Source organism: Pseudomonas mosselii, assembly GCF_005796105.1.
In the GTDB taxonomy this organism is placed as follows: Bacteria; Pseudomonadota; Gammaproteobacteria; order Pseudomonadales; family Pseudomonadaceae; genus Aquipseudomonas; species Aquipseudomonas mosselii_C.
This window is the reverse complement of record NZ_VAUO01000010.1, coordinates 1-19,485: the sequence shown is the minus strand read 5'-3', so window position 1 is coordinate 19,485 and position 19,485 is coordinate 1. Positions and strand designations below refer to the sequence as shown.

General features: G+C 63.6%; 7 protein-coding genes and 1 pseudogene. 6 read left to right on the top strand and 2 right to left on the bottom strand.

Annotation, left to right across the window (positions count from 1 at the left end; all coding sequences use genetic code 11):
- Positions 1–65: 65 nt before the first annotated feature.
- From pvdM to FEM01_RS18815, 6 genes are all read left to right on the top strand, one after another.
- Positions 66–1,412: a pyoverdine-tailoring dipeptidase-like protein PvdM gene (gene pvdM / locus FEM01_RS18840; RefSeq protein WP_138220992.1), complete on the top strand. Its 1,347-nt coding sequence runs from the start codon at positions 66–68 to the stop codon at positions 1,410–1,412.
- Positions 1,413–1,422: 10 nt separating this feature from the next.
- Positions 1,423–2,697, top strand: a complete 1,275-nt coding sequence (locus tag FEM01_RS18835) for an aminotransferase class V-fold PLP-dependent enzyme (protein WP_138220991.1) — start codon at positions 1,423–1,425, stop codon at positions 2,695–2,697.
- Positions 2,698–2,711: 14 nt separating this feature from the next.
- Positions 2,712–3,572, top strand: a complete 861-nt coding sequence (locus FEM01_RS18830; RefSeq protein ID WP_138220990.1) for a formylglycine-generating enzyme family protein — start codon at positions 2,712–2,714, stop codon at positions 3,570–3,572.
- A 114-nt stretch (positions 3,573–3,686) separates the two neighbouring features.
- The gene (locus tag FEM01_RS18825) at positions 3,687–5,021 is read left to right on the top strand and encodes a lysine N(6)-hydroxylase/L-ornithine N(5)-oxygenase family protein (RefSeq protein WP_138220989.1); all 1,335 of its coding nucleotides are present in this window, start codon (positions 3,687–3,689) and stop codon (positions 5,019–5,021) included.
- Positions 5,022–5,037: 16 nt separating this feature from the next.
- A complete protein-coding gene (locus tag FEM01_RS18820; protein WP_138220988.1) occupies positions 5,038–6,687 on the top strand; it encodes a cyclic peptide export ABC transporter in 1,650 nt (549 codons plus the stop codon).
- A 111-nt stretch (positions 6,688–6,798) separates the two neighbouring features.
- Entirely contained in the window at positions 6,799–9,288 is a 2,490-nt protein-coding gene (locus tag FEM01_RS18815) for a TonB-dependent siderophore receptor (protein WP_138220987.1), read from the top strand.
- Between the two features lie 69 nt (positions 9,289–9,357).
- Here the strand turns inward: FEM01_RS18815 and FEM01_RS18810 are convergent, their stop codons facing one another.
- The gene (locus tag FEM01_RS18810) at positions 9,358–10,320 is read right to left on the bottom strand and encodes an alpha/beta hydrolase (protein ID WP_138220986.1); all 963 of its coding nucleotides are present in this window, start codon (positions 10,318–10,320) and stop codon (positions 9,358–9,360) included.
- A 56-nt stretch (positions 10,321–10,376) separates the two neighbouring features.
- Positions 10,377–19,481 (bottom strand): annotated as a pseudogene (locus FEM01_RS18805) (amino acid adenylation domain-containing protein); the annotation flags it as partial.
- Positions 19,482–19,485 lie beyond the last annotated feature (4 nt).

The following is a 19,485-nucleotide window of genomic DNA, read 5'->3' as shown; positions in this document are numbered from 1 at the left end:
GAGCCCTGCCCGGTGCCGCCCGCGCGCCGCCAGGCCGATCCGATCAGCCCTGCAACGAGATGGCAATGACCAAGACCCGTTCCCGCAAAGCCCTGTACATCGGCCTGCCCCTGGCCCTGATGGTCGCCCTGGTAAGCGCCGCTGGCTACTTCTACTGGCAACGCCAGAATGCCGGCTACCCGCACAAGATCATCGAACAGGCCACGGCGCTGCACGAGCACATGTTGTCGTTCGACAGCCACGTGACCGTGCCCCTGGACCTGGGCAGCGCCGGGAATGAACTGGACAAGGACGGCCCTGGCCAGTTCGACCTGGTCAAGGCCGGCCGTGGCCGCCTGTCCGGGGCCGCACTGACGGTATTCGGCTGGCCGGAGATCTGGAACGGCGCCAACGCCCCGCATCGTCCTACCCCAGGCTTCGTCGACGCGGCGCGCCAGGAGCAGGAGGTGCGCTACAGGATCATCTCCGGCATGGTCCGCGACTTCCCCAACCAGGTCGGCATCGCCTACACCCCCGAGGACTTCCGCCGCCTCAACGGCGAAGGCAAGTTCGCCGTTTTCATCAGCATGCTCAACGCCTACCCGCTGGGCCACGACCTCTCGCAGCTCGACCTGTGGGCTGCGCGCGGCATGCGCATGTTCGGTTTCAGCTACACCGGCAACAACGACTGGGCCGACTCCTCGCGCCCGCTGCCGTTCTTCAACGACACCGCCGATGCGCTGGGCGGGCTGTCTGCGCTGGGCGAACAGGCGGTCAAGCGCCTCAACGACCTGGGCGTGATCATCGACGTGTCGCAGATGTCCACCCTGGCCCTGGAAGACGTTGCCCGCCTGTCGCGCGCGCCAATCGTCGCCTCGCACTCCGCACCACGGGCACTGGTGGACATCCCGCGCAACCTCTCGGACAAAGAAATGCAGCTGATCAAGGACAGCGGCGGTGTCATCCAAGTGGTGGGCTTCGGCCAGTACCTCAAGCCGCTGAGCAAACCGGTCCTGGACAAGCTCGATGCCCTGCGCGCGCGCTTCGACCTACAACCCTTGCAGGGCCTGGCCAACGCCCTGATGCCGGGCGATGCGGTGATCGCCATCTGGCCCGAGCAGCGCTTCGGCGAATACGCAAGCTCGCTGTACGGCATTCTCGAAGAAGAACCCAAGGCCACCCTCAAGCACTACGTCGATGCCATCGACTACACGGTGAAGAAGGTCGGTATCGATCACGTCGGCATCAGCTCCGACTTCAACGACGGCGGCGGCCTGGATGGCTGGAAGGACGTGAGCGAAATCCGCAACGTAACCGCCGAGCTGCTGACCCGCGGCTACAGCGAGACGGACATCGCGAAACTCTGGGCGGGCAACTTCCTGCGCGCCTGGGAACAGGTACAAAAATCCGCACGCCCCGTCGCCACTCGCTGAGCACATCTGAATGAGCAACCGCCGTACCTTCCTGAAACAGGCCAGCGTGCTGGCCGCAGGGCTGCCACTGCTGGCCCGGGCGCAAGACCCAGTCATCCCCAAGCCGCTTGCCGGCACCGATAAATGGCGCAACCTGCGCGCCCTGTTCCCGCTCGACCCGAACATCGCACATTTCGCCAATTTCCTGGTCACCGCCCACCCGCGCCCGGTACAAGCCGCCATCGACCGCCACCGTGCCGACCTGGACCGTAACCCCGCCGCGCTGATGGACTGGGAGAGCCAGTACGAATGGCAGCGTGAAGACGAAGTCCGCGAGTGGGCCGCCCGCTACCTGGAGGTGGGCCCGCGCCAGATCGCCCTCACCGGCAGCACCACCGAAGGCCTGGCAATGATCTTCGGCGGCCTCAAGGTAGGCCCCGGCCAGGAGATCCTGGTTACCGAGCACGAGCACTACTCCACGCACAAGACACTGGCCTTGCGTACCCAGCGCCAAGGCACCGCAGTGCGCAAGATCCGCTTGTTCGACGACCCGTGGACGGTGTCCAGCGACCAGGTACTGAGCACGATCGACAAGGCGATCAAACCCCACACCCGCGTACTGGGCATGACCTGGGTGCATTCGGGCAGCGGCGTCAAGCTGCCGGTCGGCGAAATCGGCGAGCTGGTCCGCCGACACAACCACAACCGCAGCGAAGCCGAGCGCATCCTCTATGTGATCGATGGGGTGCATGGTTTCGGTGTGGAGAACGCACGCTTCGCCGACTTCAACTGCGACTACTTCATCGCCGGCACCCACAAGTGGATGTTCGGACCACGCGGCACCGGGATCATCTGCGCCGCCTCCACCGGCATGACCCACCTCACCCCGACCATCGCCACGTTCTCCCGCGATGAAGACTTCGCCACCATCATGACCCCCGGCGGCTACCACGCCTTCGAGCACCGCTGGGCCGCTGGCGAAGCCTTCAAGCTGCACCTGGAGCTGGGCAAGGCTGATGTGCAAAAGCGCATCCACCAGCTCAATAGCCTGCTCAAGGAGCGCCTGGCCGAGCACCGTCAGATCCAGCTAGTCACGCCGCGCAGCGAACAGTATTCGGCCGGCTTCACCTTCTTGCGGATCAAGGACCGCGACCCTGACACCGTCGCCGCCTACCTCACCGCCAACAAGGTGATGTGCGACGCGGTCTACCGCGACGTCGGCCCAGTCATCCGCCTGGCCCCGAGCCTGCTCAACGACGAGCAGCAGATCGACCGCGCCATGACCCTGATCACCCAACAACTCTGAACAAGGCCCCCTCAATGCGCATACCTGTCTACCGCCTCACCCTGGCCGCCGTGCTCGCCACCTGTAGCCTGCCGGCGCTGGCCGCGCAAGTGTCCGACACGCCCGGCACGGTGTTCCGTGACTGCACCAGCGCCTGCCCGGAGATGGTCGTGCTGCCAGCCGGCACTTTCAGCATGGGCACCCCGCCCGATGAGATGGGCCGCCAGGACGACGAAGGCCCACAGCATCCGGTGACCTTCGACAAGCCCTTCGCCATCAGCCGCTTCCAGATCACCGCCGGGGAATGGGCGGCCTATCAGAAAGAGGCCGGCGTGGTCATTGCAGACGGCGACGACCGCCCTGGCCGGCGCTGCACCAACAGCAAGCCCAGCTACACGCAAGGCCCACGCCAGCCTGCGGTGTGCATGAGCTACCACGACGCCGAGCAATACGCTGCGTGGCTGTCGAAAAAGACCGGCCAGCCCTACAGCCTGGTCAGCGAGGCCCAGCGTGAATATGCAGCCCGTGGCGGCAGCACGGGCTTGTTCCCGTTCGAGCCCGACGCCAACTTCGAAATCAGCAAGCACGCCAACGTGTACGGCCCCAAGGATGGCTACAGCTACAGCTCCCCAGTGGGCAGCTTCCCGGCCAACGCCTTCGGCGTGTACGACATGCACGGCAATGTCTACGAATGGGTCGCCGACTGCTATCACGACAGCTACCACGGCGCGCCCACCGATGGCAGCGCCTGGACAGAAGCCGGTTGCGAGCGGGTCAGCATCCGCGGCAACGACTGGGGCGAGGCACCGATCTTTTCGCGCTCGGGCAACCGCAACAATGCCTATGCCAACAATCGCGGCGACTGGCTCGGTTTTCGCGTAGCCAGGGCGCTCTGAGCCGCCGTACGGCGGTAAATTCTCCCCCACCCGGCTCGTTCCTATCGGTGTACTTGCAGAGGACCCGGGGCGCCCCTGACGGCGCCCCTACCCACCATCCAAGGAACCGCAACCATGAGCCAGACCGCTTCTTCCGAAAACATCCACGACCTCATCGGCGTCGGCTTCGGCCCTTCCAACCTGGCCCTGGCCATCGCCCTGGAAGAGCTTGCCGAAACCAACGGCCACGCCCTCGACGCGCTGTTCATCGACAAGCAGACCGACTACCGCTGGCACGGCAACACCCTGGCCACCCAGAGCGAGCTACAGATCTCCTTCCTCAAGGACCTGGTATCACTGCGCAACCCCACCAGCCCCTACAGCTTCGTCAACTACCTGCACCAGAAGCAGCGCCTGGCCGACTTCATCAACCTGGGCACCTTCTACCCCTGCCGCCTGGAGTACAACGACTACCTGCGCTGGGCCGCCGACCATTTCGCCACCCAGGCGGTGTACGGCGAGGAAGTACTGCGTATCGAGCCAGAGCTGCGCGACGGCAAGGTCGACCATCTGTGTATCGTCTCGCGTGACCAGCAAGGCCGTGAATTCAGCCGCAAGGCACGTTCGGTGGTAGTCGGCAGCGGCGGCACGCCAAAGATCCCCGAGGCCTTCCGTGCGCTCAAGGACGATCCCCGCGTATTCCACCACTCGCAGTACCTGAGCGGCCTGCAGAAGCTGCCGTGCAACCAAGGCAAGCCGATGCGCATCGCCATCGTCGGCTCCGGCCAGAGCGCCGCCGAAGCGTTCATCGACCTCAACGACAGCTTCCCGTCGGTCAAGGTCGACATGATCCTGCGCGCCTCGGCCCTCAAGCCCGCCGACGACAGCCCGTTCGTCAACGAGATCTTCGCCCCCGAATACACCGACCTGGTGTTCAACCAGCCCCACGCCGAGCGCGAGAAGCTGGTCGCCGAATACCACAACACCAACTACTCGGTGGTCGACGTCGACCTGATCGAGCGCATCTACGGCATCCTCTACCGCCAGAAGGTCGCCCATCAGTACCGCCATCACGTGCTGTGCCGCCGCAACATCGAGAACGTGGTGAACACCGCCGAAGGCATCGAACTGACCCTGCGTGACCTGGCCACCGGTGTGCAGCAGACCCACCGCTACGACGCGGTGATCCTCGCCACCGGCTACGAGCGCCGCTCGCACCGCGAACTGCTGGCACCGCTGCAACAGCATCTGCGGGACTTCGAGGTCGAACGCGACTACCGCGCCATGGCCAGCCCCGAGCTTGCCGCTGGCGTCTACCTGCAAGGCTTCTGCGAAGCGTCCCATGGTTTGTCCGACACGCTGCTGTCGGTGCTGCCGGCACGCGCGCTGGAAATCGGTCAGTCGCTGTACCAACACCTGGGCAAGCACGCCAGCAACGCACCAGCCGCCCTGCGCGCCACCAGCGTCTGAAAACGGGAAACCTTCGATGAGCAATCAACCGCGTGGGGCCATGCGCGAGCTGCTGGCCCTGCTCCGGCCCTTCTGGGCAATCGTCGTCGTCTCGGTCGTGCTCGGCATGCTCGGTGGCCTGAGTGTCACTGCACTGCTGGCCCTGACCAACAACGCGCTGCACGCCGAAGGCGGGCTTACCCAGGGCATTGTCTGGCTGTTTGCCGGTCTCTGTCTGCTGGCCCTGGCCAGCAGCATCTGCTCGGACATCGGTACCAACTTCGTGGGCCAGCACATCATCGCCAGGCTGCGCAGGGAACTGGGCGAGAAGGTACTGTCGGCACCGATCGAACAGATTGAGCGCTATCGCAGTCACCGCCTGATCCCGGTACTGACCCACGATGTCGATACCATCAGCGACTTTGCCTTTGCCTTTGCGCCACTGGCAATCTCGCTGGCAGTGACCCTGGGCTGCCTGGGCTACCTGGCTATGCTGTCCTGGCCGATGTTCCTGATCATGCTGGTGGCCATCGCGGTAGGCACGGTGGTTCAGTACCTTGCACGCGGCAAAGGCATCAAGGGTTTCTTTGCCGCTCGTGATGCCGAGGACGAACTGCAAAAGCACTATCACGCGATTGCCGAGGGTGCCAAGGAATTGCGCATCAACCGGCCACGCCGCCAGCGGATGTTCAACGCACGTATCGAACGCACCGCCAACCGGATCTGCGCCACGCAGATCAGCTCGATCAATACCTTCGTCATGGCCAAGAGCTTCGGCTCGATGTTGTTCTTCGTGGTCATCGGGCTAGTCCTGGCCTTGCAGTCTTGGTGGCCGAGCAATGACCGCAGCGTCATGAGCGGGTTCGTCCTGGTGCTGCTCTACATGAAAGGTCCGCTCGAACACCTGGTCGGCACCCTGCCCATCGTCAGCCGTGCCCAGATCGCCTTTCGGCGTATCGCCGAACTCTCGGAGCAGTTTTCTTCGCCGGAACCGCACCTGCTGCTCAACGATAGCGGCAAGGCTGCCACCACCCTGCACAGCCTGGAGCTGCGCAATGTCAGCTATAGCTTTCCGGCCGTCGGCGACCAACCTCCGTTCCGCCTGGGGCCGGTCAGCCTGCGTATCGAACAGGGTGACATCACCTTCATCGTCGGTGAGAACGGCTGCGGCAAGACCACACTGATCAAACTGCTACTGGGCCTGTATCCACCGCAGGAAGGGGAGATCCTGCTGGATGGCCAATTGGTGAGCGCGACCAACCGCGACGATTACCGACAGATCTTCACCACCGTGTTCGCCGACTACTACCTGTTCGACGATCTCGTACAGGGTGATCAGCAGATTCCCGACGATGCCAATCAGTATCTGCAACGCCTGGAGATCGCGCACAAAGTCAGGGTCGAGGATGGCAGCTTCACCACCACTGACCTCTCCACCGGCCAGCGCAAACGTCTGGCCTTGGTCAACGCCTGGATCGAGGAACGCCCGGTACTGGTGTTCGATGAATGGGCCGCCGATCAGGACCCGACCTTCCGCCGCATTTTCTACACCGAACTGCTGCCCGACCTTAAGCGACAGGGCAAGACCATCATCGTCATCTCCCACGACGACCGTTACTTCGACCTCGCTGATCAATTGATACGCATGCACGCCGGCCAAGTGGCCAGCGACCGCACGCTGGCCTGAGTCAGCCCGCACGCCCTGTAAAAACTTTCCGGTTTTCTACAGGTCGTGCGTTCTAGTTTCAGGAACAATTCTCAATTACAAAAGCCACGCACACTTACGGATCTTCATCGAATGGGCAAGTCTCACAACACTTCCGGCGCCGCACGCCACCTGCTCAACCGCCACAAGACGCTTCTCGCATTGGGTGTTGCCCTTGCGTTGGGCTGCGCCCAGGCGCACGCCGAGGTGGTTGAACTGGATATCCCGGCCCAGCCGCTGTCCAGCGCACTCAACGACCTCGGTCGCCAAGCCAACCTGCAGATACTGTACAGCCCGGAGATCGTGCGCGGCCTGAGTTCGGTGAGCATCCACGGTCGTCTCGACAGCCTCGAGGCACTGCGCCGGTTGGTCCAGGGCACCGGCATCACCTACCAGGTGAACGGCAACGTGGTCACCCTGAACAACCGCATCGATGCCAACAATCATGCGATCAATCTCGACTCCACAGCAGTGACCGCCTTTCAGCTCGGCGAGATGACCGAGAACACCGGTTCCTACACCACCGGCGCAGTGACAGCCGGCGGCAAGACGCCTCAAGCCCTGCGCGACATCGCCCAGTCGGTCTCGGTGGTCAGCAGTCAGCGAATCCAGGACCAAGGCTTGCACAATGTCTCGCAAGTGCTCAACCAGGCCACCGGTATCACGCTGGTCGGCGGCAACGACAACGACGTGGCAATCTACTCGCGGGGCTTCAAGATCACCAACGTGACCACCGACGGTGGTGCACCGAACATGCGTGAAGAGTCGTACCAGTCCTTGCCGGACATGATCCAGTACGACCACATCGAAATCCTGCGTGGCGCCGATGGCCTCAATTCAGGCACCGGTGAACCTGGGGGCACCATCAACCTGGTGCGCAAGCGCGCCCTGGACCATACCCAGGTCAAGCTGGCCACCTCGGCCGGCAGCTGGGACAACTATCGTCAGGAAATCGACGTCACCGGGCCACTGGGTTTCGATGGCCGCCTGCGTGGACGCTTCGGCGCAGCCTATGAAGACCGCGGCTATTTCTACGACGGTGCCGACAGTCAGAAGCAGGCATTCTTCGGCGTGCTCGAGGCCGACTTCACCCCAGACACCACGGTCTCTGTCGGCGGCAGCTACGAGAAGCGCGACATGGACGGCTACTGGGACAATGGCCTAGTCCGCGCCAGCACCGGCGACGACCTGGGCCTGTCGCGCGACAAGTCGCTGGCAGCGGACTGGTCCTCGGCAAATTCCGAGAGCATGGAAGGCTTCATCAAGGTCGAGCACAGCCTCAACGAGCACTGGAAAGCCGATGCCAGCTACACCTACAGCAAGTACGACGCCCACCATGACCTGGGGCAGGTCACCACGGCCCTGAACCCGGTGACCAACAGCGGCACCAACTTCACGCGTACCGTGCGCGAGTTCCAGAACGAGCAGAACACCGTGGCAGCCAACCTGCACGGTACGTTCGAGGCGTTCGGTCGCGAACACGAGCTGCTGATCGGCGCCGACCACGAGAACATCCACAAGTACTACGCCGACTTCAGCCGCAACTCGCCAGGCGTGCCAGTCGATGTGTACAACGACGACATCGGCTCGCTCCCCAAGCCGGTCAAGCCGACCATGTACTACGAGTACCCGGTCTGGGACACCAAAAAGACCGGAGGCTACGTAACCCTCAAGGCACGCCTGGCCGACCCGCTCAAGCTCATCGTCGGTGCCCGCTACAACGATTACCAGGATACCCAGGTCAGCGTCGTACCGGACTTCGGCTCCACCTTCGGCCTAGGCGGCAAGAACAGCGGGGTCATCACGCCCTACGGCGGTCTGATCTACGACCTCGATGACAACTGGTCGGTCTACACCAGCTACGCCGAGATCTATAAACCGCAGACCAACTACCTGACGGCCGGTGAAACCCAGCTCAAGCCAATCGAAGGCAAGACCTACGAATTTGGGGTCAAGAGTGCGTTCTACGACGGTCGCCTGAATTTCTCCAGTGCCGTCTACTACACCAAGCGTGAGAACGAAGCGGTCCTGGTCGAGTATGCCGACACCGCTACCAACAACTGCTGCTATGTCGCCGGCGGCGAGGTGGTCAGCCGCGGCTGGGACACCGAGATCAGCGGCGAGTTGGCCGAGGGCTGGCAGGTGTCGGCAGGCTATACCTACAACATCAACAAGCAGCGCACCGCCGCTGACGCCAGCAACACCGGCCTGCCACTGAGCAGCCAGACGCCCAAGCACCTGTTCAAGTTCTTCACCACCTACCAGTTGCCAGGTGAGCTGGAGCGCTGGAAAGTCGGCCTCGGCGCCAACATCCAAAGCCGCAACGCGGTCAACGGCACGGTCCGTACCCGACTGTCCGACGGCACCTTGAGCCCTGGCACTTCGCCCTACTCCTACGTCCAACCAGGCTATGCGGTGTGGAACAGCCTGATCGAGTACCGCATCAACGAGAACTGGACCGCCGCCCTCAACGGCAACAACCTGTTCGACAAAAAGTACTACCAGACCATCGGCAGCAGCGTACGTGGCAACTGGTACGGTGAGCCGCGCAACTACATGCTGAGCCTGCGCGCCACCTTCTGATTGCAAAGCCCGTATGAAAAACGCCCGATGCAGGCAACTGCATCGGGCGTTGTTCATGGAGCGACCGGTTCAGCGCTGCAAGCGCTGGCGAATCAGACCGGCAAGCGTTTCATGCACCTGTTCCACTGCCGGTACCACGCTGCGCATACGCAACAAGTCATGGGTCAGGTCTGGGTATTCCAGCAACTGGACATCGACGCCTTGTGCCTGCAACTTGCGGGCATATGCCAGGCCTTCATCGAGCAACGGATCGAAACCTGCAACCACGACCACTGCCGGGGCCACCCCGATCAAGTCATCCGCGAGCAACGGCGAGAAGCGCCAGTCCAGACGATCCTGCGCGGTACGTGCATAATGCTGGTAGAACCATTCCAGGGTGTCGCTTTCCAGCAGGTAGCCCTCGGCGAACAACTCCATCGACGCACTGCGTTGCGAAGCGTCGGTCATCGGATAGCACAGCACTTGCAGGCAGGGGGTGATCGGCGCGGCCTCACCCGCATGCGCAGCCTCGATGGCCAGCACGGTGGCCAGGCTCGCACCGACGCTGTCCCCGGCCAGTACCACCCGCTCAAGGTCGATACCCAATGGCACGGCTTGCTCACGCAGCCAATGCAGGGTGTCGGTGCAGTCATGCAGGGCGGTAGGAAACTTGTGCTCCGGTGCCAGGCGGTAACCCACCGACAATACCGGGAAGCCACTGCGCTGACACAGCTCACGGCACACGCCATCGTGGGAATCGAGACTACCCACCACGTAGCCGCCGCCATGCAGGTAGCACACCAGGCCTTGAGGCCCCGCACTCGCCCCGTGTGGTCGGTACAGACGCAACGCAATCGCTGCACCATCGCGGCCACGGGCTTCGAGCGCCTGGACGTCAACGGCCTCAGGCGCAGGCCAGCGCAACTGGTGGGTAGTCAGTTCGAATGCCGCTCGGGCCTGCTGTGCGGTCATGGCCGCAAAAGTCGCCTGCGAACCTGCCTGGCGCTCTTCGGCCAGGTCGAGAAAGGCACCGATATCGGGATGCAAAGTCATGAAGAGTTTCCTGGAAAAAAGAAGCGGGCACCGTCTCCGGCACCCGCAGGCAAGGTTCAGGTCGTCACGGCCTGATCAAGGCAGTGCTCGATCAGCGCCAACAGCTCACACCTGAAGGCGTCCATCAGCGCTTGCACGGTAGCGGCACGATAGCGTCGGCTACTGTAGAAACAGCGCAGCGAAAGCTGACCGTCGAACACCTGGCCAGTGATCTCCAGCCAGTTGCCCAACTGGGCCTGGGGGCTGTAGCAAGCACCTGGGCTTTCGTCGGCGGGCACCAGCAACGCCTGCTCGTCGAAGCTCTGGTCGAACTGCCCCAGGTAGTTGAACGTCACCCGTGCCTGGGCCAGCCCGGCAAGGCGCTCACGCAGCTGTCGGTCGCCCATGTGGCGCAGCAGGCCGTAACCCAGGCCTTTGCTTGGAACCGCCTGCAATTGCTGCTGAATGGCTCGGATCGACGGCGCGAAGTCCTCATCCAAGCCCGGGCTCAGACGCAACGGGAACATGCTGGTGAACCAACCCAGGGTACGGCTCAGGTCGAGCGCCTCGAACAGGTCCTCACGGCCGTGACCTTCGAACTGCACCAAGACCGACTCCGCTTCGCTCCAGCGGCACAGCACCCGGCTCAAGGCCGTGAGCAACACATCGTTGATCTGGGTCTGATACACCGCTGGCACCTGCTTGAGCAGCCGAGTCGTGTCACGCTCCGACAGCTTCAGCTGGGCGCTGGTCTCGAACTGCACCTGGTTCTTGCCACGCGGGTTATCGCAAGGCAGCTCCTGCCCTGGCTGATCCAATTGGCCAAGCCAGTAGCCCAGTTCCTCCTCCGCCAGTCGCTGGACCTCCCCCTGTAGCCCTTCGGCCCAGGCGCGGAAACTGCTGGTACGGATCGGCAGGTTCACCTCGCGCCCCTCCAGGCACGCCTGGTAGGCCTCTTGCAAGTCCTGCAGGAGGATTCGCCACGACACACCATCGATAACCAGGTGATGAATCGCGATCATCAAGCGGCTCTCACCCCCGTCGAGCCTGGCATTGACCACCCGAATCACCGGGCCGTCGATAATGCTCAGGCTGCGCTGGGCACTGTTGACCAAGGCATTCAACGCATCGGCGTCACTGACCTCGCGGTGCCAGATCCACTCGCAACTGCCGGCCAGGGTGTCGTAATACTGGTACCAGCGTCCGTTCTCCTGGCGAAAGCGCAACCGCAGGCTGTCGTGGTGCCGTACGACGTGCAGCAGGGCCTGCTCGAGGGCCTGGCCATCAATCGGGCCACGCGCACGTAACATCAAGGCCTGGTTGAAGTGATGCGGCTCGCGCATGGTCTGCTCGAAGAACCACTCCTGGATCGGAATCAGGTTGAACAGCCCCTCGCTGGCCTGATGGGTGAGGTCTTCTTGTGGGCTTCGGCGCGCCGTACCTTGGTCGAACAACGCTTCGATGGTCTGGTGGCGCATCAGGTCGCGCAGTTTCAAGTCCATCTCCAGGTGCGGATGGTTACGCACCTGGGAGATCACCTGAAGACTCAGGATCGAATCGCCCCCCAGTTCGAAGAAGTTGTCGGTAATCCCCACCTGCTCGACTTGCAGGACCTGCTGCCAAATCTGCGCCAGCCACTGCTCACGCTCGTTGCGCGGCGCAACATGGCTTTGCGCCTCGAACTGCGGTTCAGGCAACGCACGTCGGTCGAGCTTGCCGTTGGGCGTGAGCGGGAAGCGCGACAGGCACAGGATCTGCGCCGGCACCATGTAATCGGGCAGCGACTGGCGCAGGGCCGCCTTCAACAGGCCTCCCTGCTCATCCCCTTGCGGGCCGACCACGTAACCGATCAGTTGCTTGCCCGACGGACTTTCGCGAGCGATCACCAAGGCATCGGTGACGCCGGGCTGCTGGCGCAGGCGCGCCTCGATCTCGCCCAACTCGATGCGGAAACCGCGCACCTTCACCTGATGGTCGATCCGCCCCACATAATCGACGAGCCCATCGAGGCGCAGGCGTACCAAGTCCCCGGTGCGGTACAAACGCTCACCCGCAGCGCCGAACGGATTGGGCACAAAGCGCTCGGCACTGGCATCCGGCCGGCGATGATAGCCACGCGCAAGCCCCTGCCCGCCGATGTACAGCTCACCGGCAAAGCCCGCTGGCAGCGGCCGCAGGTCATCGTCGAGGATGTACAGCGAGCGTTGTCCTACTGCTCGTCCGATCGGCGCATAAGCGGCGCCACAACGTTCCTCGCCGGCCGCCTTCCACAGCATGGGCGTGACTACCGTTTCGGTGGGGCCATAGCCATTGGTGAAATAGCGCGGCCTGAGCGCGGCCTTGACCTGCTCGAACGTCTGCTCAGGCACGGCATCTCCGCCAAAGCAGTAGATCCTCACCGGCGGTGCCGGCTCGGCGCTGCTCTGCACGAACTCGGCCAGTTGCTTGAGATACGCCGGTGGGAAGCACGCGATGCTAATCCCGTGGCGGTGCAAGGCCGCACAGGTCTGCTCAGGTGTCCACAGCTCGTTGTCGCGCAGCACCAGAGTGCCTCCGGCGAACAACGTGCTGAGCCAACGCTCATGGGCACCGTCGAAGGCAAACGACATGAAATGCAGCTCGCGGGTGTCGGCGTCCATCTCATACAGCCGAGCGATGGCCTGACAATGCGCACTGATCGGCCCATGCGCCACCGCGACGCCCTTGGGCCGGCCGGTCGAGCCAGAGGTGTAGATCAGGTATGCCAGGGAATCGGCACATACCCGGCTGGGCGGTGCCTGCCGGTCATGCAGGCTGGCGTCGAACTGGTCGACCTCCATCACTGCCAGCGCCGGCGGCAGGTCAAAGCGCGCACGCAGCGGCTGCTCGGTCAGCAGCAGCACCATCGCCGAATCCTCGATCATGTACGCCAGACGCTCCGGCGGGTAGTCGATATCCAGCGGCACATAGGCCGCACCGCTCTTGAGTACCGCCAGCAGCGCCACCAGCAGGTCCGCAGAGCGCTGCATGGCAACCCCGACCACACACTCAGGCCCGACCCCTTGGGCGATCAGGGCATGGGCCAGCTGGTTGGCGCGGCTATCGAGCGTGGCGTAGTCCATCACCACATCGGCACACTGTACGGCGATGGCCTTGGGTTGCTGCACGGCATGCCGTGCAATCAGCTGGGGCAGTGTCAGGGCCTGGTACGCGTCCGCTGGGGCTGCACTCCATTGGCTCAGGGCGCGATGCTGGGCCTCGTCCAGACGCGGCAAGTTGCCCAGCGGCATGTGCGGCGAGGCCTCCACTAACGCATTGAGGGTCTGCTCCATGCAGCGCCGGATCCCTTCGACCGCCTCATGACTGAAGCTACTGCGCAGGTACATGTACTCGATGCTTAGGCGCTCGCCCAGGTTGACAGCCAAGTCCATCGGGAAGTTGGTCAGGCCTTGGCTGGCACTGTTGCCAAAGGTCAGGCCAGTATCGATGTCCTCGTTCAGGCGCTGGTCGATAGGGTAGTTCTCGAACACGATGATGCTGTCGAACAAGCCCTGGGCACCCAGCCCCGACCACCGCTGCACATCGGCCAGCGGCGCCTGGGAATAGTCACGAATGTCCAGGTTGTAGGCCTGCAACGCACGCAGCCAGTCGGCCAGTGGTTGTTCGGGCTCCAGCGTCTGGATCACCGGCAAGGTATTGATGAACAGACCCAGCATACTGTCGGCACCCGGCAGGCTTTCAGGGCGGCCTGCCACGGTCGCGCCGAACGCCAGGGTGCGCTGGCCAGTGTAACGTTGCAGCACCAGCAGCCACGCCGCTTGTACCAAGGTGTTGAGGGTAATGCGCAGGCGCCGGCAATGCTGTTGCAGGCGCACGGTCTGCGCTGGATCCCAGGAGGAATACAAAGCCTGGTGGCCCGGCAGCGGCTCTGCATGCTGAGGGTGCACCGCCTGCGCGAGCAGCGTCGGCTCTTCCAACGGCCGCAGGCGCTCGCGCCAGAACTGCTCCAGCGCAGTTCGGTCCTGGCTTACCAGCCAGGCGATGAAGTCACGGTAGTTGCCCACCTGCGCAGGCACCTCGATGCCGGCGTAGTGCTGTAGCACCTCGGCAAACAACCGCGAGCTGCTCCAGCCATCCATCAGTATGTGATGGCTCGTCCAGATCATCTGGTAGCGGTCGTCATCCAAGCGCACCAGCAACAACCGGTGCAGCGGCGCAATGGCAAGCTCGAAGCTGCGCTCACGCTCGCGGCGGTTGAGTTCGGCGATACGCTGCTCGTCGACCGCGGTGTGGCGCCAGTCAAGCTCGCGAATGTCCAGTTCCACCTGGCGGTGCACCACCTGCAGCGGCCTGGCCAGGCCGGCCTGCCAATGGAAGCTGCTGCGCTGGATGGCATGGCGCTCGGTGACGAAGGTCCAGGCAGCACGCAGGCGCTCCACGTCCAGACCGCCGATCGACAGGCTGGACTGGTTGATGTACAGCTCACTGTCATCGTCGTTGACACTGTGGAACAGCATGCCTTCCTGCATCGGCGAGAGCGGGTAGATGTCCTCGATGTCGACCGCTGGCACCGGCAGGCGATCCAGCTCGGCCTGGGTCAGTGCAGCCAACGGGAAGTCCGACGGCGTCACCCCCTGATTGTGCGGATCCAGGCAGTGCTCGATGATCTGCTGCAACGCGTGCAGGTAGTCCTGCGCCAGCGTATCCAGGTCATGCGCATGCCCCTCGCCAACCAGTTGCCAGTGCAATTGCAAGTGCCCATCGCTGACCACGCTGGACAGGTGCAAGCCAGGCAACGTGGCCATGCTGCCCGCCCCGTGCTGCTCCCAGGCACCGGGCGCCGGGCGCTGGGGATCATGCCTGAATGCCAGTTGCGGCCAAGCCTCGGCGCCCCCCTGCGCCAGAGCAAAGGCAGCGCCGTGCAACGGCACTCCGCGCAGGCACTCTTTCACCGATTTGATCGCGCAGGCCAGGTCGCTCTCGACCACCAGGCGCAACGGGAACGGGTTGGCAAAGCGGCCAATGGCATGCTGCACGTCGCAGCCCAGTGTCGCTCGCGCCGGGGTGAGCGCAACGCGCACTGCCGGTGCCAGCGTAGTACGGCCCACCACACGCACCAGCGCGGTCAACAGCAGCTCGGCCGGTGTGGTGCGATAGGCGGTCGGCGCGAGTTCCAGCAGTTGCCAACTGTGCGTGCTGGACAGGCTGTCCTGGCGCACGTAATACCCATGGCCTGCGCCATGAAGCGGCAGGCGATCAACCGCTGCCAACTGCTGGTCACGCCAGAAGTCCGCTTGATCGCCGGCCTGCTCCTGTAGACGCGCAAGCCAGTACTGCCAGGTATGGCTGCGCGGTGGCAGCTCGCGCTGCTCGCACAGCGCCTGGAGTTCTTCGCGCAGAACATGCCAGGCATCGGCGTCGAAGACCTCGCCTGCCGCCACCAGCAGCAACGGGCGCCGGCCCTCTACGACAGCCCCCAGTGCGCCACGCAGCAATACCCCCTGGGTCGGCTCAAGGCTGTCCGCCAGGGCTTGGCGCACTTGCAGTTGCGGTTCAGCGTCGATCAGCAATGCGACGTCTTTCCAGCGCTCATCCAGGGCATCAAGATCAAGGTACTTGCCCTGCAGGCCCTCGACAGCGACCTCCACGCTCAGGCGCAGGCTGTCGTGCCGTGCCACCAGGGTACGCAGCGCCTGCTGCAAGGTCTGCGCATCAAGCGCCGCAGGCACCGAAAGCTCGCACCATTGGGCAGCCAGCTCGCCACTCAACGGCAGGCAGGCCAACGTTCCAGCGGCGGCTGTCTGCTGTGCCTGCGCCAGCTCGGCCACCGTAACCACCTGCGCCAAGGCTTCGATGGTCTGGTGCTCGAACAGCGCCTTGGGGGTGAACAGGATGCCAGCCTGGCGGGCACGGCTGACCACCTGGATAGACACAATGGAGTCGCCGCCCACTTCGAAGAAGTTGTCAGTTACCCCTACCCGTTCGAGCGTCAACACGTCTTGCCAGATCTGCGCCAGACGCTCTTGCAGCGCAGTCTGCGGCGCCACATAGGCCTGCTGTGACAAGCTCGCATCCAACGTTGGCAGCGCCTTGCGATCAAGCTTGCCATTCGGGCTCAGCGGCAAGCGGGCGAGCAGCATGAGGAACGCTGGCACCATGTAATCCGGTAGCGTATCGCGCAAATAGGCGCGGACGCTGTCGCGCAGTGCAGCCGCTTTTGCCTCATCGGCCAGGACCACATCGGCGCGGCTTGGCACCAGGTACGCGACCAGTTGGTGACCGGCGCCACCTTGCTGCGCGACCACCACCGCATCATGGACCTGTGCGTGCTCGACCAGACGCGCCTCGATCTCCCCCAGTTCGATGCGGAAACCGCGTATCTTCACCTGATGGTCGATGCGCCCGACATAGTCGATCAGCCCTTCGGCGCGATAGCGCGCCAGGTCGCCCGTACGGTACAGGCGAGCGCCTGGAGCACCGAACGGGTCCGGCAGGAAACGTTCGGCGGTCAGTCCGGGACGACCGTGGTATCCGCGTGCCAGTAGCTCGCCACCAATGACCAATTCGCCCATCACCCCCATAGGCGCCGGCTGGCCGCTGTCTTCGAGCAAATAGATGCTGCGCCCCGGTAGCACCCGACCAATCGGCAGGGTCAGCGGCATCGGCAGATGCCCACTGATGTAGTCACTGCAATCGAGGGTCGTTGCAGTGACCGTCGCTTCGGTGGGACCGTAGGTATTGAGCAGGCGCACGTGTCCAAGTCCCGCTGCCTGCCACGCGCTAAGGCCCTCGACCGGCATGGCCTCGCCACCGCCGTGCACCTGTCGCAGGCGCCCATAGTCGCGCGGCCCGTGGGCGGCGAAGTCCTTGGCCAACATGTTCCAGTAAGCGGTGGTCAGGTCGGCTACGCTGATCTGCTTGTCGATCAGTTCGCGATAGAAGGTCTCGCTGTCCCAGATCTCATTGCCGCGCAGGACGACCGACGCACCGCAGATCAACGCCGGGTACAGTTGCTCGACGAAACCATCGAAGTTGAACGTCGAGAACTGCAAGGCGCGGTCGTTGCCATCCAGGGCAAAGAAGTCCAAGGCGACGTGGGCATGCCGCGCCAAGGCCAGATGACTGATACCAACCCCCTTGGGGCGCCCGGTAGAGCCGGAGGTGAACATCACATACGCCAGGTTGCCAGTCTCGACCCGGTGGGTCAGATTGTCCGATGACTGCCCCGCCCAGGACTCTGGCTGGTCCAGATACAGACGCGGCAGCGTATCGGGAACGGCCAGGCGCTGCATGAGGTGGGTATGGCTGAGCAACAGCGTGATGCCGCTGTCCTCGATCATGCACAGCAAACGATCCGCCGGGTAGTTCGGATCCAACGGCACATAGCCACCGCCTGCCTTGAGCACGGCCAGAAGGCCGACGATCATGTCCAGACCGCGGTCAGCGGCGATACCCACCAGTACGTCAGGTCCGACCCCCAGGGCCACCAACTGCCTGGCCAGGCGGTTGGCCTGCTGGTTGAGCATCGTGTAAGTCAGGCTGCTGGTCTGGAACATCAGCGCCGTCGCCTCTGGCGTGCGCGCGACCTGGGCCTCGAACTGCACATGCACCGGCGCGTCGTCAGGGCAATCCAGTGGCGCAATGGCCCAGTCATCCAGCTGCTGGCGCTCGGCCGCATCCAGCCATGCAAGCTCGCTCAGTGCCTGGCCGGCGTCGGACTGCATGGCCAACAGCAGGTTGCCCAAGCGCCCTGCCAGGGTTTCTATCGTCGCCTCGGTGAACGCGGCGCGGGCGTAGCTGAAATGCAGACTGAGCGTCGCAGCGTGGGTAACCGACAGTGTCAGCGGGTAATTGGTCTGCTCGTGGTTGCCGATGCCGAAGAACTGCAACCCTTCAGGCGCCTGCGCTTGCAGCGCATCAGCCACCGGATAGTTCTCGAACACCAGCAAGGTGTCGAACAGCGCCTGTGCGCCCTGCCCTGCCCAGCGTTGCACATCGAACAACGGCGTGTGCTCATACTCGCGCAGCGCCAAGTTCTGCGCCTGCACGCGCTGTAGCAAGGCCTGCACGCTTTCATGCGGCAGTGGTGCTGCGACCACCGGCAAGGTGTTGATGAACAAGCCCACCTGCTGTTCGGCACCGCGCAGCTCGGCCGGCCGACCGGCCACCGTTGCACCAAACACCACCGCTTGCTGCCCGGTATGACGTTGCAACAGCAAGAGCCAGGCGGCCTGCACCAGGGTATTGAGCGTCACTTTCTGGCGCCGGGCAAATTCGACGAGGGCGGTGGTCTGTAAGTTATCCAGACGCATGCCGAAGCCACCATGCCCCTGATTATTGGCATCCGCCGCACGCAAGTTGGCCAGCGCTTGTACCAAGCGGGTCGGTTCCTCGACGATCTTCAGCTGCCCACGCCAGAACGCTTGGGCCTGGTCACTGTCCTGGCGTTGCAACCAGGCGATGTAGTCACGGAAGTGCCCTTGCCGGGCTGGCAAAACCTGGCCGTTGTAACGCTGCAACACCTCGCCCATCAGTTGCGAATGGCTCCAGCCATCCATGAGGATATGGTGGTGGGTGTGGATCAGGTGGTGACGATCATCTGCCACCTGCACCAGCACCACCCGCAGCAACGGCGCTGCGCCCAGGTCAAAACCTTGGGCAAGCTCAGCACGCGCTAAGCTCGCCAAAGCGCTCTCAAGATCGTCCCGACCGCGCCAGTCGTGCAGCACGAACGGTATGCTCAAACGCCGCTGCACAACCTGCAACGGCTCATTCAGGTCGCCGTCCCAGACGAAACTACTGCGCAATACCTCCTGAGCGTCCAAGGTGGCCTGCCAGGCGGCGCGGAATCGCTCTGCGTCGAGGCCATCGACATCCAGGCGCATCTGGTTCAGGTAGTCGCCGGCACTGGCTTCGTAGAGCGTGTGGAACAACATGCCACGTTGCATCGGCGCCAGTGGATAGAGGTCTTCAACCTGCTCGGGCGCGATCGCAAGACGGTCCAGTTGAGCCTGGGTCACACGTGCCAGAGGGAAGTCCGACGGTGTCAGCCCACGATGCTGCGGCTCGATGCAATGGGCGATCAGTGCACGCAGTTCGTCAGCGTAGTCGTCGGCCAGGGCCTGTAGGGTCTGTACATCGAACTGCTCGGTACTGAACGTCCAGCCCAGGCTCAGCTCGCCGCCATACACGCGGCCATTGATCGTC

What these genes read in the sequence shown, in the direction of transcription:
- pvdM (WP_138220992.1), top strand. Translation starts at nt 66, where the DNA reads ATGACCAAGACCCGTTCCCGCAAAGCCCTGTACATCGGCCTGCCCCTG.
- FEM01_RS18830 (WP_138220990.1), top strand. Translation starts at nt 2,712, where the DNA reads ATGCGCATACCTGTCTACCGCCTCACCCTGGCCGCCGTGCTCGCCACC.
- FEM01_RS18835 (WP_138220991.1), top strand. Translation starts at nt 1,423, where the DNA reads ATGAGCAACCGCCGTACCTTCCTGAAACAGGCCAGCGTGCTGGCCGCA.
- FEM01_RS18820 (WP_138220988.1), top strand. Translation starts at nt 5,038, where the DNA reads ATGAGCAATCAACCGCGTGGGGCCATGCGCGAGCTGCTGGCCCTGCTC.
- FEM01_RS18810 (WP_138220986.1), bottom strand. Translation starts at nt 10,320, where the DNA reads ATGACTTTGCATCCCGATATCGGTGCCTTTCTCGACCTGGCCGAAGAG.
- FEM01_RS18815 (WP_138220987.1), top strand. Translation starts at nt 6,799, where the DNA reads ATGGGCAAGTCTCACAACACTTCCGGCGCCGCACGCCACCTGCTCAAC.
- FEM01_RS18825 (WP_138220989.1), top strand. Translation starts at nt 3,687, where the DNA reads ATGAGCCAGACCGCTTCTTCCGAAAACATCCACGACCTCATCGGCGTC.